This is a genomic window from Nonomuraea polychroma (assembly GCF_004011505.1).
GTDB classification, from domain to species: Bacteria; Actinomycetota; Actinomycetes; order Streptosporangiales; family Streptosporangiaceae; genus Nonomuraea; species Nonomuraea polychroma.
On record NZ_SAUN01000001.1, the window covers coordinates 3,681,351 to 3,694,555 of the forward strand.

Sequence of the window (13,205 nt, forward strand, 5' to 3'; positions counted from 1 at the left end):
TGAAAGAGCGGCGCCCGCAGCGGGCGACCCGGGAGTTCTTCGCCCGCTGGCGGGAGTCGCTGGACCAGGCCCGCAAGCCGTTGATCGCCCGGCGCGACTATGTGATGGGCAAGCTCACCTACATCTCGGGCGTCCGGGCCGCCGAACTCTGTGGGGTCACGATCGGTGACCTGCACTGGGAGGCCGGGCAGTGGGGCCGGTTCCTGGTCAACGGCAAGGGCGCCCGCGGATCGGGGCCCCGACCGCGCGAGGCCTACATGTTCGAGGAAGGTCGGGCGCTGCTGTGGTGGTGGATGGAGGACGTACGCGGCGACTTCCCCGACGATCCCGACGACCCGAACGCGCCGCTGTTCCCCTCCGAACGGATCCCGCGCGCGGTGTCCGCGCTGAATGTCGCAACACCAGGGATCGCGGTGACCCCGTCGACGTTCCGCCGCGCCTTAAGCATCGCGGGGCAGCGGTTCCTGACCGGCCCGGTCCAGCACCTGCACCCTCACCTGCTGCGGCATGCCGCGGCCACGCACAACTACGAGCGCGGGATGTCGTTGTGGGAGGTGCAGAAGATGCTCGGTCATGATCGTCCGACCACGACGGTCTCGTATCTGGCCACCGCCCACGCCGACCCGGAGAAGACCAGCCTGGCCGCCGCCGGGCGGGCGGTGCAGTTATCTGGTGTGACTCTTTGTAGTCAGACATGTGCGCTAAGTAAGGTTGGCGCGTACTTGCCAGACAGATATCTAGGGGTCTTCAGGCATGTCAGCCATGTCAGGTGCACTGCCTCGGTTCTACCGGCCTGAGCGGGCGGTGGCCGCCGACGAGTCGGTGTCGTGGGTGGTGGTCGATGATGAGGATCTCGGGCTGCATGTCGAGGCGTGCGCGTATCTGGCGGGGCTGCGGGCGGCGGGCCGGGCGTTCAACACTGAGAAGACCTACGCGGGCCGGATCGCGTTGTACTTGTCGTACTGCCGTGGCCATGGGGTGGACTGGTCGAGCCCGAGCCTGGCGCAGCTGATGGCGATGATGCGGTGGCTGGTGGACGAGCCGATGCCGGCGCGGTCGCGCAGGCCGGGGGCGAAAGCGCACTACCGCAGCGAGGGCACCGCGAACGCGATCATGGGGACAGTGGTGGAGTTCCTGTCGTGGTGCTGTCTGCAGGGGTGGGTGCCGCCGACGCTGGTCAATGCGCTGACTCGGCCGAAGTATCTGCGCTTTCTGCCGGTCGGGTTCGACGCGGGCGAGGACGGCCAGAACCGGACGGTGAGGGCCCGGACGATCAAGTTCCGGGCCGCGGTCCCGGGCTATGAGTGGCTGTCGGATGAGGAGATCGCCGTGCTGCTCGGCATGGCCCGGCACGCCCGCGACGCCTTCCTGATCCAGCTGCTGGCCGAGACCGGCGGAACTCCTCGCCCTGGCAGAGCAGTCCGCACGCCTCGTCAAGCGCTTCGCGCGTCTGGTGCAGCTGGATGTCACCCAGCAGGCCGACGCCCGTGTCGCGCTGGACGACCTGGACGTGTTCATGACCTGGGCACGCCAGGTCACCGCCATCAGCGGGGCCGGCGTCCCGGCGCAGCGTGGTGCTCAACGTGGTGCTCAGCGTCGTGCTCGGCGCGAGACGGCGACAGCGTGATGGGCAAGCACCCGCCCGAGGACCCGCCAGAGCAGGCCGTCGGCGACGACATCGACGACGGCGAGGACGCCCTAGATGCTGGCCCAGATGATCGCCGACCTCGAAGCCCGGTTCACCGAGCAGGCAGCAGGCTGACCAGGACCGTCCCGGACGCACCACAACCCCAACGACCGGCCAGGAGCCCCATCATGACCACGCTCGAACGCACCCTTGCCAAAGCCCTCACGGAGATCGTCATCGGGCTCGATCTCAGCGAAGACAACGCCATCGCCGAGGCCTCCATGCAGCTGCTGGAGCCGGTGATCGCCCTCCTGCAGGCCCTCCCCGGGCAGGACCGGCAAGCCCTCGCCGAGCTGATCAACCAGTTCGCACACCAGGAAACCGACCCCGAGCGGCAGCTGACGGCCTGGGAAACGCCGGAAACCCTGGGTCTCCTGGCCTGAGGCATCACTCGATCCGGACGACGCAGGGCATACGCACCTGAGAGGCAGCCCCGAGGAGCATCGAGCATGATGATCGAATGCCGGACTGCCCCTTTTGTCTTCCGAAGATCGAGCCAGAAATCGTAGTCGCCAATGATCATTGCTATGCCATCTACACCCAGGGCGCGACTCCCGAGGGATCAGCAATGATCATCCCTCTTGCCCATCGGCCCACCGTCTTCGACCTGACCCGCAAGGAATGGGCAGCAACACAGCAACTTCTTCACGAGATGAAGAAACGCCTCACCACGTCCCATGCCCCAGACGGATGGAACGTCGGATGGAATGTTGGCTCGGTCGGTGGACAGAGCGTCGATCACGCTCATTGCCATCTAGTCCCTCGCTACGAGGGAGAGCCGCTGGCGGGACGCGGTCTTCGGTTCTGGATCAAAGACCCTTCGAATCGCCCGCCCCATCACTTGCCGGCCCCACAGACCCGGCCTGCTTGACCGAGGCATCTGCCGATCAAGATGGCGGCGCGCCCGGCGGCTCCCCGCCGGGCGGAGTGGCCAGGCCGTGACGGACCATCTGCTCCAGCACTCGCTGCGCGTCTTCGACGCTCACTCCAGCGAGGGCCGCCAGGTCCTCAGCCGGGTATGGCCCGCCGCCATGACGCTCGATCACCGCCCGAATGGCCCCGAAGATCATGAGATCGTGAGTGGCGGCAGCTAGTGGTTTCGTCTCGTGAAGCATCCGATCCAGCCAGGCCGTGTTCTCCCCGGCCGCCCGGAGCCGGTCCCGTTCACGCTGCAGGTTGGTAACCAGGTCGGCGGCCCTGGCAGGCCGCGTCCAAGATCGTGGTGTATGAGATTCGACCACTCTGCGATCTGAATCGCTATTTAAGCAGCAATAGCACCATTGGTCACATTGACATCAGCGGCGTCTTCTTTGGCCTTTCTTCCGGCTGCTTTGCGGCAGTCGGCGAGGATTTCCAGGCCGAGGTAGCGCCGGCCTTCGGTCCACTCGTCGTGCTGCTCGGCCAGTACCGCGCCGACCAGCCGGATGATCGCGTCTCGGTGCGGGAAGATGCCGACCACGTCGGTACGGCGGCGGATCTCCTTGTTCAGCCGCTCTTGGGGGTTGTTGGACCAGATCTGCCGCCACACCGCCTTGGGGTAGACGGCGAAGGCCAGGATGTCCTCGCGCGCCTCGTCCAGATGTTCGGCGGCCTTGGGGTACTTGTCCTCCAACGCTTGGACGACCTGGCGGTGCTGCGCGCGCACCGAGGCGGCGTCGGGCTGCTCGAAGACGGTGCGCAGCATGGTCGACACCCACGGCTGAGCCGCCTTCGGAACGCAGGTCGCCAAGTTGCGCGCGTAGTGCGCGCGACACCGCTGCCAGGAGGCGCCGGGCAGCGTGGAGCCGATCGCATCGCGCAGCCCGGCATGACAGTCGGAGATCACCAGACTGACGCCGGACAGGCCGCGGGCGACCAGACCGCGCAAGAACGCCAGCCAGCCCGCCCCATCCTCGCTGGAGACCACGTCGATGCCGAGGATCTCGCGGTGCCCGTCGGCGTTGACGCCGGTCGCGACCAGGGCGTGCACGTTGACCGTGCGCCCGCCCTCGCGCACCTTCTGCGTCAGCGCGTCGATCCACACGAACGTGTACGGCCCGGCATCCAACGGCCGGTTGCGGAACTCGCTCACCATCTGATCCAGCTCCCGGGCCATCACGCTGACCTGCGACTTGGACAGCTTGGTCACCCCGAGCTGCTCGGCCAGCCGTTCCACCCGCCGGGTCGAGACACCCAGCAGATACGAAGTCGCCACCACCGAGGCCAGCGCCCGCTCGGCCCGCCGCTGCCGCTCCAGCAGCCAGTCAGGGTAGTACGAGCCCTGCCGCAGCTTGGGGATCGCCAACTCGACGGTCCCGGCCCGGGTGTCCCACTCGCGCCGCCGATAGCCGTTACGCGAGTTGATGCGCGCCTCGGACACCTCGCCGTAGCCGGCGCCGCAGCGCTGCTCGACCTCGGCGTCCATCATCATCTGCGCCATCCGCACGACCATCTCGCGCAGCACATCGGGCGAGGCCTGCGCCAGGCTCTCGTCGAACCACTCGCCCTCAGCAGGCAGAATGTCCATAGCGGCCACTTCTCGTTCTCCTTCTTATGCCTTCGACAGCTGTGAAGGATCGCGGAGTGGCCGCCCTCATGTCACATCGATCTTCCCTCACGGGCATCAAGGTGACGAGTAGGTTCAAACCCGTACACCACTCCCGTGGACGCTAACCCCTGGCAGCCAGCTCGGCAAGGAGCTGCCGCTCGGCCTCGTCCACATTCCCAGGCGATGAGAGGGCGCAAGCGTCCTGCGAGCAACCGCGCGGTCCTGTCAGGGACTGAGAGCCCGGTGTCTATACCTTGCTCGCGACCACCATGTAGTTCTCGGCCTCAAGATCGAACGTGCTCACTTCCGTCCGGAGTCCGACCCGGTGCAGCTCGACTTCGAGTTCCTCGTACCGGTAGGGCCAGCAGGACAGCAGTTCCGAGCGGACAAGAACCAGCCCAGTCGCATCAACTTGGGCGATCGCAATCTCGATGTGGTGCTCATCCTCCCAATGCGGCGCAATCTCCCAGCGGTAGACCACGACGGCATCGCGACCGTTTCGTCGGACGAGTCGGTCCCTGATGTCCAGCCGGGAACCTCTGGCCCTCACGAGTTCCCAAGTGCGGGATGTGAGCACCAAGCGCCCGCCAGGGCGCAGAAGCCGTGACATCGACTCCAGAGCAGCACCCCTGCCTGTCGCGCCCGCGGCATGGTGAAGCGAGTTGCCAACGCAGAACACCATGTCGAACGTGTCGTCCTCGAAATGATCGGGCAACTCTTCCCAGTTCGCCCGCACGGCCCGGACGGAGGCCCCGAACTCCTCAGACAGCTCTGCAGTCCGGCGAACCATCGCTTCGCTGGCGTCAGTTGCGGCAACCTGCATGCCACGACCGGCGAGGCCAACCGCCAACTGTCCGGTTCCGCACGAACAGTCGAGGACGTGAGCGTTCGACGGCAGGAGACTGAGGACGTCATCGAACGACGCAGCGAACTCGGCGGGAGGCAACTTTGCATCCGAGATGAGCCATTCGTACACCTCGGCAAGCACGTCATATTCCGTCACAACCACTACCTCCGTCACACAGCAGACTCACGGCGGGACGTCAGTCCATCAGAGGAGCAAGCCGGGCACCAATGGTTTTCGCAAGGACAACCCGTCCGCCCATGCCGCGGATAGCGCGAGCTGATCCGCTCGGTCATTCGCCGTGTTCGGCGCTTCGGAACTATCAATACGTCCGAACTTGATACGCAGCGTGTCCAGTACGCGGATGAGGATGTCCGTCTTGCCGGTGTTGTTGAAGACCTCCTGCGCCAGCCACTCAGCCCCTGTCCAGGGGCCAGCCGCCAGCCGCTGAGCGGGAACAGCCAGCTTACTTGCCTTACATGACTGACAAGATCATATAGCTTTGACCTGCGGGAAGAGGCTAACTACCCCAGATAAGCCTTGCGGCTGACGATGGACAAGGGGAACCTGAGATGAAGTGGAACCTGCGCTGGGCTGCGGCCAAGCGCGACATCTGGCGGCCCAGCGACCTGCTGAAGGCCTTCGAGGAGGTGGGGTTCACCCCGTCGCTCAGCAAGGTAGCCGCGCTCTGGAGCGGCAAACCGATCTCCATTCGCCTCGACGACCTGGACATGATCTGCACGGCGCTCGGCTGCACTGTCGCCGATCTGCTGGAAGCCGAGCCGGCCGCTACCGCCGACGGCCAGCGGAACAGACCAATCGGGCGGTCGGAGCCGGTGACGAGCCCAGCGGCCCGGTGCGGCCGACACCGCGGCGGGGCGGGCGGCGCCGCTCGCTACCACCGAACTGACGATGCCGCGCCGTTGCCCGATCGGGCAATGCCGCGTCTGCCTCGGCTGGGGCGAGAAACCCCAGTTCGCCGACTGCATCGCGTGCTCCTCCTGGCGACAGCTACACCCGGCGCAAGCACGCTGCCGCCGGTGCGGGCACGGCAGCCGCGTCAACACCGATGGGCTCTGCCGGTTATGCCTGCTGACCATCCGCCTTGACGAGCCCGAATGGGTCGCGGCCCCGGTCGGTGGCAGGTCGGCGCAGCTCATACTCATCCTGCCAGGAGATCGGCTCCCCAAGTCACAGCCGCTCGACCGGCCGGTCCGCGGCCAGGCGCCCGACCGCACCCGGCCTCGCTCGCTGCTGGAGCGCAAGCGCATCGAGACGGCCGAACGGGTCGACGACCCGCGCGTCTGCCCACCGACGATCCGCGGGCAGCTGCTGTTGTTTCGACCCCGCCGCCAGCTCACCGACGCGCACGCCCGCCGGGTCAAAGACCGTGACCTGGCCGACTACGAGCGTCTCAAGGACGTCGCGATCGCCCTGGCCGCAGAGCGCGGACTGAGTACGGCGTGGTGGTGAGGAACCTGCCTCATGCTCCGCCTTGTCCTGGCCGTCCGCGAAGCCGACGGTGACGACAAGCTCCCCGAGGAGACCCTCGACGACTTGCCTCGCTTCCGCAACGCCGTCGCCGATGTCCTGCGCCACGCCAGCCTGACCGGTGCCGGGATCCTCCGTCCTCGCCACCGTCCCCGGCCAGTCGTTCTGCACAAGCCACAGCGCAGCTGCCGGTCCTGCGACTGCTGCGGCTTTCGCAGGACCTGCGAGGGCTGCGGCAACTGGAACAAGCAGAACCATCCGATCGGGACCTGCACCCGCTGCCGCCGCGCGGACGTCCCACTGGCGGACGGGCTCTGCCGCGCCTGCTGCCTGCACATCGACCAGCACGGCCCCGCAGCGCGAGCCGAGTCCTGGACCCAGCTGTGGCTGGGCGGAGACCTTGCTCCGCGCCTGGCGATGCGAACCGGCACCCTCGGCTACGTCGCGCCCCACCAGAAGGCCCGCGCCCGGGCCGTGACCCGGCGACCACCGCCACCACCGCTCTCACGGCACCTCCTCAACCCCGGCCAGGGCGTCCTGTTCGACGTTCGCCGGGACTGGGGCTGCTTCGCCAAGCGCGCCCTGGACCAGTTGCCGTCCCTCACCGCAGACGCCCAGACTCTGCTCGAGGATTTCCGGCGGCACTCCGCCGAACGGGGATTGGACGAGCAGGTCAACCGAATCGCCGCTCGCAGCCTGCGGATCCTGCTGGCCTGGCTCGGCATGGACGCCCCCATTCACGAGGCCGACATCTGGTCACTGCCCGCCGACCGGCCCGGCACCAGCGCCCGACACATCCTCGCCTTCCTCCAACAGCGCGGCTTGGCCATCCCCGACCCCGACCGCGAGATCGACATCCACCAACGCACCATCCAGCAGCGACTCGCCGAGCTTCCCGCCGGCATCGCCGACGAGCTGCATGCCTGGGTCCGGGTCCTACGCGGGGAAGGCCGCCGTCAGCACCGTGCCATGTCGTTCGAAACGATCCGCAAGTACCTCGGCTATCTGGCCCCGGTCCTCACCGGCTGGGCCGGGAAGGTCGCCAGCCTGCGTGAGATCACCCGCGACGATGTCCACGCCGTCCTTAAGCAGCGGCCCGGCCAGCCCGGTCTGGATCTGGCCACTGCCTTACGCAGCCTGTTCCAGGTCCTCAAGCAGGAACGGCTCATCTTCCGCGACCCCACCCGCAGCATCACCATGACCGCCGTCGTCCGCCTGCCCATCCCGATCCCCACCGACCGCCTCCGCGGCCTGATCGACCACGCCGACGGGCCGATGGCCAAGCTCGTCGTCGCCCTGGTCGCCATCCACGGCCTCGGCCGCAACGAGACCACCGGACTCCTCCTGGACGACCTGGACCTGCAGAACGGCACGCTGCTCGTCCGCCGCGACCTGGCCCGCCACACCGTCTACCTCGACGACCTCACCCATACCCTCGCCATCGCCTGGCTGCGCGAACGCCGACGCCGCTGGCCCCGTTCGACCAACCGTCACCTGCTGCTCAGCCAGCAGACCGCCGTCATGGACACCCCGGTCTCCAACATGGTCATGAACGAGATCTTCCGGCCGCTGGGGATCGGCCCGTCCAAACTCCGCCAAGACCGCATCCTCGACGAGGCCAAGCACACCGCCGACCCCGTACACCTCATGCGAGTGTTCGGCATCTCCGCCGCCACCGCCATGAAGTACGTCTACGCCGCCCACCCCGAACGACGATCAACCCTGCCGAGGTAGCGGGGCTAGCCCCGGCGTCACGGGTCGTCGGCGGGATTGTCCGTGTAGCGCAGCAGGTCTCCCGGCTGGCATTCGAGCACCTCGCACAGCCGGGCCAGGGTGGAGAACCGGATGGCCTTGCCTTTGCCGGTCTTGAGGATGGACAGGTTGGCGATTGTCACCTCGACCCGGTAGGACAGCTCGGTCAACGTCATGCCGCGCTGAGCGAGCAGCTCATCGAGCCGGATCTCGATGCGCCCGTTGAGCTCGCCTGGTGGCACTCAGATCGTGCCTTCGATCTCGTCGAGCATGGCCAGGCCGCGCCCGATCACTTCAGCCACCACGAATGCTCCCACACCCATCAGCACGGCGACGAGCGGCCAGTCGACGTCGCCGGGCACCAGATACGCGTTGATGGTCATCATCCGGGCTGCCGCGGTCTTGGCCGCGAAGTCGAGGGCGCAGGCCGCCAGTGAGCCAAGGGTGAGGATCGCACCGATCCTCCGTAGGTCTTGCACCGTGTCGGCGGAGAACAGCGCGCGGTCTCCGGCCACGCCCCGGCTGGTGATGCGGACGAGCCAGAACAGGGGCAAGAGCATCACCAGCGCGCCGGGCAGCCAGGCGAGCAGGTGCAGAGCGGCCAGCAGCGGCGCGCGCGCCGGATCGTAGAGTGTTGCTTCGATCATGACGTCCACCGCGCGTACTCCCGGGGCCAGAGCCCCGTCGAGCGACACGCTGGCGTGCGACGGCCAGAGCCCGGTGAAGCCGTAGTCGGCCTTCGCCGTCGGCAAGGCGAGGATGACGTCGGCAATCAGCCGCGTGAGGGAAGCGAGCACGCCAAGGACGAGGGCGGTGGTCAGGAGCGCGTGCAGGCGCCGGGTCCACGCGCCGACTGCCGAGGGCGCGGTTGCTGTCGGGCTGCCGGGCATCGGCCGCCTCCTTTATCGTTTATCGATGATGACGTAGCTCACGGTAGCATCGAAAAACGATAAAACAAGCGGAGCAGGCACATGCATCCCGCTGCGTAACCGGAAAGGAACCCGGACGATTCCGTCGGCGACGGCCGCCGATCGAGCACGTCGGCTCCTTGTCTCTCAGCAACGATGGCGTCGTCGAATGCCATCACCGCAGCTTCTGTTCGGCTGAGATCCCGTCAACAGCCCTCAGACCCTCTCCGGTTCAGACAGCGCAACCTGCACCGATCGCACGCTCAACGCCCACCCCAACGCGGGTTCCCGCTGTTTCACCCTCAGGAATCTGCGAACTCACGCGCTTTAGGATTCGGCGGCATCGCCTACCACCACATCGCCGACAACTACATCGTGCTGTTCTCCCGGTTCATCCCGTGCGGGGTGTGGGAGGCGGTCTACATCATCGAGGGCCTGCTGGAACAGGAGAGCGAAGCAGCGCCCAAGGAGATCCACGCCGACACGCAAGGCCAGTCGTTCCCGGTCTTCGGGCTGGCGTACCTGTTCGGGTTCGAGCTGCTGCCACGTATCCGCAACTTCCGGGATCTGACCTTTCACCGGCCCGAGGCCGGCATCGCTTATCGGCACATCGACGCGCTGTTCGGCGAGCCGATCAACTGGCGGCTAATCGAGGGCCACTGGCAGGACCTGATGAAGGTGGCCATCTCGATCCGCGAAGGCGAGCTGTCGTCGATCACCCTGTTGCGGCGGCTGCGGCACGACTCCAAACGCAACAAGATCTACCGCGCCTACCGCGAGCTGGGCCGCGTCAAGAGGACGATGGTGCTGCTGCGCTACATCTCCGACGCCGCTCTGCGGGAGAACATCACCCGGGCCACCAACATGGTCGAGTCCTACAACAACTTCGCCAAATGGATCGGGTTCGGCAACAACGGAGTGATCGCCGACAACGAGCCCGAGGAACAAGAGAAAGCGATCAAGTTCAACACCCTGGTCGCCGACCTGATCATGTACCAGACCACGCCGGACATGTCCCTGGTACTCAACCAGCTGCGCACCGAGGGCGAGACGATGCATCGCGCCGACGTGGCCATCATGTCCCCCTACCAGGAAGACAACGTGCGCCGCTTCGGCGACTACATCTACGCCCTCAACGCGCCGCTGGACGACATGGAGGTCAACCCCGATCTCGGCGAGGACGCCAATGCAGCGTGAACCACCCCCACCCACCCGTCATGAGCCGTTGCGCATCCTGAGGGCCGCGACAGCGCAGGGTTGCGGCGATGGCACTACCACATCAGTGGCCAGCACGCCCGTCGCGCCCACCGGCGACGCGGTTTTGACGTCGCCAAGCATGACGAACTTGCCCCTTTCCAGGAGTTCACATGGGTAGGTGGCTCAGCTGCGTGCTGCGGCCTCGATTGCCTGCTTCATCTCCCATGCGCCCTGTTCGATGCGAATGCGGATCTCGGCGGCTCGCGTGTGTGGCAGCACGTTGGTGGTCCAGATCAGCCGGCCCGCTTGGTCGCCCTCCGGGCGAACTTCAAACGAGGCGTGGTGGTGCTCGAGCGCGGGTCTCGCGCCTTCAACAACGGAATAGACCAAGCAGCGGGAATCGTCATCGATCGCGACAATCAGCTCGCGGATGACGTGCCCGTCGGGAAAGGTCAGGAACCGCTGGTCGCCCTCCAGCCGGGTGTCGATGACACGGCCCGGCAGCAGGCGCTCGTCCACGGCTCCGACGTCGCGCAGCACATCCCAGATGTGCTCGGGGGACGCATCGATGACGATCTCGTGGCGGATGGAGGCCATGACGCCGGGAACTCCTTCTCGGGATGGGGCAGCTCCTCGCCGGCAGGCAGGGACCGCGACCCGTGGGTGGCATCTTCTTCGGCTGCCCTGGGGCACACCGACACCCCAACCACCCGCGAGCCGCCGTCGCGGGTGCACCGACGCCAAACTCGCCAACGTCGTTCGCGCTTTGACTCGGGCCCTGGGGCGCGTCGTTTCATAGCTCGATCTGGGCCTTCATCGGCTGCCAGGGCGAGGCGTCGAACAACAGCATGATCGACACGATCTTGTCGCCGTCCAGCCGGAAGTGCTCGGCCGTGCGCTGAGTCCCGACCGGCGTCGCGGTGTGCACGTCGTACACGAGTGTGGCCTCCGCTTCGCCGTACAGCTCGCTGATCAGCTCGACGCCGGTCACGATGGATACGAACCCTGGCAAGGTCGCCAGATGGCCCGTCCGATCGTCGGAGGTGATGAACGGGCTCTGGAAGCGGAACGGCTCTCCCAGGTGCGCTGCCGCCGCGGACACCTCGCCGCGGAAGCGCGCCTCGTGATAGCCGCGCACGGTGCGACGGGTCTGTTCCTGAGCTGTCGTGTTCATGGCTGTTGTCCGATCTGGCGCAGGTGGTCGGCGAGGTGATGCTGGTTGGCGGCCAGCCGCAGGCACAGGTCGCGCAGAACGACCAGTTCTTCGGGTGTGAACCCGTGGAACATCGAAGTAGCGAACAAGCGGTCCGGGGCTGCCTGGGAGGCGGGCTTCCCGCGCCCGATCAGATGACGTTGACGGCGTCGAGGAAGCGGGCGGCGAGCTCGGTGTCGCCGGTGACCGTGACGTCGCTGTCGCGCCAGGATGACCGCTGCGTGCCCCAGTCGGGGAAGGTCAGCGCGGGGGCGGTGACGTGCGCGGCGACAGCGCCATTGGATGGAGTCAGGCCGCCTGCCTCGTCGATCCACCAGGTCCCGCCGCCGGGGCCGGTGAGAGTCAGTGCGACGCGGGCGTCGAGCCTGGCGACTGGCGCCTTCGCGACCTGATTGCTCAGTACGGCGATCATCCACGTCAGGACCGCGCGCATCCTGTCCGCATCGGTGGGCGGCACGGGCCGGCCGAGCGCTGGGGCCATGTCGTGGCGCAGGTGCGTGTGATGGTCGAAGACGAGTGCGCCGCCGATCATCAGACCCATGGGGTGGCGACCGAGTTCGGCCAGCGGTACCCGCACTCGGGCGGCGGGTGTGCGTCTCACGACGTCGAGGAGCGTGGTGGCTCGCCGGCCGGCGCGCTGGTACTCGGCCGTTACCTTGGCACGGCTCCAGTCCCGCCGTCGGTCGACGGGGTCCTCGTTCACCCGTTCGAGGCTGGCGGCGAAGATCGTGCGCAGCCCGGCGGGTGTGTAGAAGCTCCGCGCCGTCGCACCGATGTGGGCGACGACGTCGGCGATGCGCCATCCAGCTGCGGCGCTGGGCGCGGTCCATTCATCGTCGGTGAGGCTGCTGGTGAAGTTCAGCATCTCGGCGCGTTCGGCGCGGAGGGCGGCGGCCATGTTCCGCAGGTCCGCCGCGGGCAGGCGATCGGTCATGTCATCTTCTTCTCTGGTGGTGAGGCCGGGCGGCGGATCGCCTGCACCGCTGCGTCGTAGAGGTCGAACAGGTCGACCTGTCCGCCCAGGCGCACCCACTCCTCGTTCGCTGCCTGCAGGCACGTGATCGCCGCGGCCGCGATCGCGCGCGCCTGCAGGGCGCGGCGGTCGGAGTCGGGCAGTCGCGGCTCGATCAGCGGCGCGAACAGGTCTTGCCAGCGAGCCTGCTTCTCGGCGTGCCCGGCGCGCAGGGACTCGTTGCCGAACAAGAGCGTGATCATTTCGAGCCGGCGCTCGGGCGTGGTGTCGATGTCCTCGAGCACCTGGAACGCCGCGCGCAGTGAGGTCCAGGCGTCCTCCTCGGCCGGGCGCTCGGCGAGCCGCGCGGCGATCGCTTCACCCTGCTCGGACAGGCCGCTGAGCGCGAGGTCTTCCTTGTTGCGGAAGTAGTTGAACAGGGTCCGCCGAGAGACACCCGCCGCGGCGGCGACCTCCTCCAGCGTCGTGTTGTCGTACCCCTTGGCGGCGAACAGTTCGATAGCGGTCCGAGCCAGCAGCGAGCGGACCACCGAGCGGGTCTGCTCCCGAAGGGGTGTCGGTTTCTGAGCCATGCACCGATGGTACGGAGGATCACACGTTGTAGCAACTTGCA

Annotated in this window: 15 protein-coding genes and 1 pseudogene; 7 read left to right on the top strand and 9 right to left on the bottom strand. The window is 67.1% G+C overall.

All coding sequences use genetic code 11. The features are described from left to right. Positions 1 to 80 precede the first annotated feature (80 nt). The 3 genes from EDD27_RS16580 (at position 81) to EDD27_RS16590 (ending at position 2,558) form a co-directional block, all read left to right on the top strand. Positions 81 to 797, top strand: a complete 717-nt coding sequence (locus EDD27_RS16580) for a tyrosine-type recombinase/integrase (RefSeq protein ID WP_277750719.1) — start codon at positions 81 to 83, stop codon at positions 795 to 797. Beyond that, a complete protein-coding gene (locus tag EDD27_RS16585) occupies positions 763 to 2,070 on the top strand; it encodes a hypothetical protein (protein WP_127933238.1) in 1,308 nt (435 codons plus the stop codon). Before EDD27_RS16580 ends, EDD27_RS16585 begins: the two co-directional genes overlap by 35 nt. Positions 2,071 to 2,147: 77 nt before the next feature. Next, on the top strand, positions 2,148 to 2,558 hold the full coding sequence (locus EDD27_RS16590) for an HIT family protein (protein ID WP_127933239.1): 411 nt from the start codon (positions 2,148 to 2,150) through the stop codon (positions 2,556 to 2,558). A 16-nt stretch (positions 2,559 to 2,574) separates the two neighbouring features. Here EDD27_RS16590 and EDD27_RS16595 read toward each other — a convergent pair whose 3' ends face one another. The 3 genes from EDD27_RS16595 to EDD27_RS16605 form a co-directional block, all read right to left on the bottom strand. Next, positions 2,575 to 2,757: a hypothetical protein gene (locus tag EDD27_RS16595; protein ID WP_206641447.1), complete on the bottom strand. Its 183-nt coding sequence runs from the start codon at positions 2,755 to 2,757 to the stop codon at positions 2,575 to 2,577. 191 nt (positions 2,758 to 2,948) lie between these two features. Continuing rightward, positions 2,949 to 4,193 carry an IS256 family transposase gene (locus EDD27_RS16600; RefSeq protein ID WP_241564048.1) on the bottom strand — a complete coding sequence of 415 codons (1,245 nt, stop codon included), beginning with the start codon at positions 4,191 to 4,193 and terminating at the stop codon, positions 2,949 to 2,951. A 268-nt stretch (positions 4,194 to 4,461) separates the two neighbouring features. Continuing rightward, positions 4,462 to 5,235: a class I SAM-dependent methyltransferase gene (locus EDD27_RS16605; protein ID WP_206641448.1), complete on the bottom strand. Its 774-nt coding sequence runs from the start codon at positions 5,233 to 5,235 to the stop codon at positions 4,462 to 4,464. A gap of 395 nt (positions 5,236 to 5,630) precedes the next feature. Here EDD27_RS16605 and EDD27_RS58645 point away from each other — a divergent pair. The 3 genes and pseudogenes from EDD27_RS58645 to EDD27_RS16615 form a co-directional block, all read left to right on the top strand. Beyond that, positions 5,631 to 5,783 (top strand): annotated as a pseudogene (locus tag EDD27_RS58645) (helix-turn-helix domain-containing protein); the annotation flags it as partial. Positions 5,784 to 5,970: 187 nt separating this feature from the next. Further along, on the top strand, positions 5,971 to 6,531 hold the full coding sequence (locus EDD27_RS56545; RefSeq protein WP_241564075.1) for a hypothetical protein: 561 nt from the start codon (positions 5,971 to 5,973) through the stop codon (positions 6,529 to 6,531). Positions 6,532 to 6,543: 12 nt separating this feature from the next. Then, a complete protein-coding gene (locus EDD27_RS16615) occupies positions 6,544 to 8,283 on the top strand; it encodes a hypothetical protein (RefSeq protein ID WP_127933241.1) in 1,740 nt (579 codons plus the stop codon). A gap of 17 nt (positions 8,284 to 8,300) precedes the next feature. Here the strand turns inward: EDD27_RS16615 and EDD27_RS16620 are convergent, their stop codons facing one another. Then, positions 8,301 to 8,543 (bottom strand): helix-turn-helix domain-containing protein, encoded by a 243-nt coding sequence (locus EDD27_RS16620; protein ID WP_127933242.1) that lies wholly within the window; start codon positions 8,541 to 8,543, stop codon positions 8,301 to 8,303. Then, entirely contained in the window at positions 8,544 to 9,191 is a 648-nt protein-coding gene (locus EDD27_RS16625; RefSeq protein WP_127933243.1) for a DUF2975 domain-containing protein, read from the bottom strand. It lies immediately after the preceding gene. A gap of 174 nt (positions 9,192 to 9,365) precedes the next feature. On the opposite strand from EDD27_RS16625, the gene EDD27_RS16630 reads away from it, so the two are divergent. After that, on the top strand, positions 9,366 to 10,406 hold the full coding sequence (locus EDD27_RS16630) for a Tn3 family transposase (RefSeq protein WP_127933244.1): 1,041 nt from the start codon (positions 9,366 to 9,368) through the stop codon (positions 10,404 to 10,406). A 183-nt stretch (positions 10,407 to 10,589) separates the two neighbouring features. On the opposite strand, the gene EDD27_RS16635 is transcribed toward EDD27_RS16630, so the two are convergent. From EDD27_RS16635 to EDD27_RS16650, 4 genes are all read right to left on the bottom strand, one after another. Beyond that, a complete protein-coding gene (locus EDD27_RS16635; protein ID WP_127933245.1) occupies positions 10,590 to 11,003 on the bottom strand; it encodes an SRPBCC family protein in 414 nt (137 codons plus the stop codon). 196 nt (positions 11,004 to 11,199) lie between these two features. Next, the gene (locus EDD27_RS16640; RefSeq protein WP_127933246.1) at positions 11,200 to 11,580 is read right to left on the bottom strand and encodes a hypothetical protein; all 381 of its coding nucleotides are present in this window, start codon (positions 11,578 to 11,580) and stop codon (positions 11,200 to 11,202) included. A gap of 169 nt (positions 11,581 to 11,749) precedes the next feature. Then, complete coding sequence (locus EDD27_RS16645; RefSeq protein WP_127933247.1) at positions 11,750 to 12,553, bottom strand: maleylpyruvate isomerase family mycothiol-dependent enzyme; 804 nt, start codon at positions 12,551 to 12,553, stop codon at positions 11,750 to 11,752. Next, positions 12,550 to 13,164 carry a TetR/AcrR family transcriptional regulator gene (locus tag EDD27_RS16650; protein WP_127933248.1) on the bottom strand — a complete coding sequence of 205 codons (615 nt, stop codon included), beginning with the start codon at positions 13,162 to 13,164 and terminating at the stop codon, positions 12,550 to 12,552. The genes EDD27_RS16645 and EDD27_RS16650 overlap by 4 nt, the downstream gene beginning before the upstream one ends. Positions 13,165 to 13,205 lie beyond the last annotated feature (41 nt).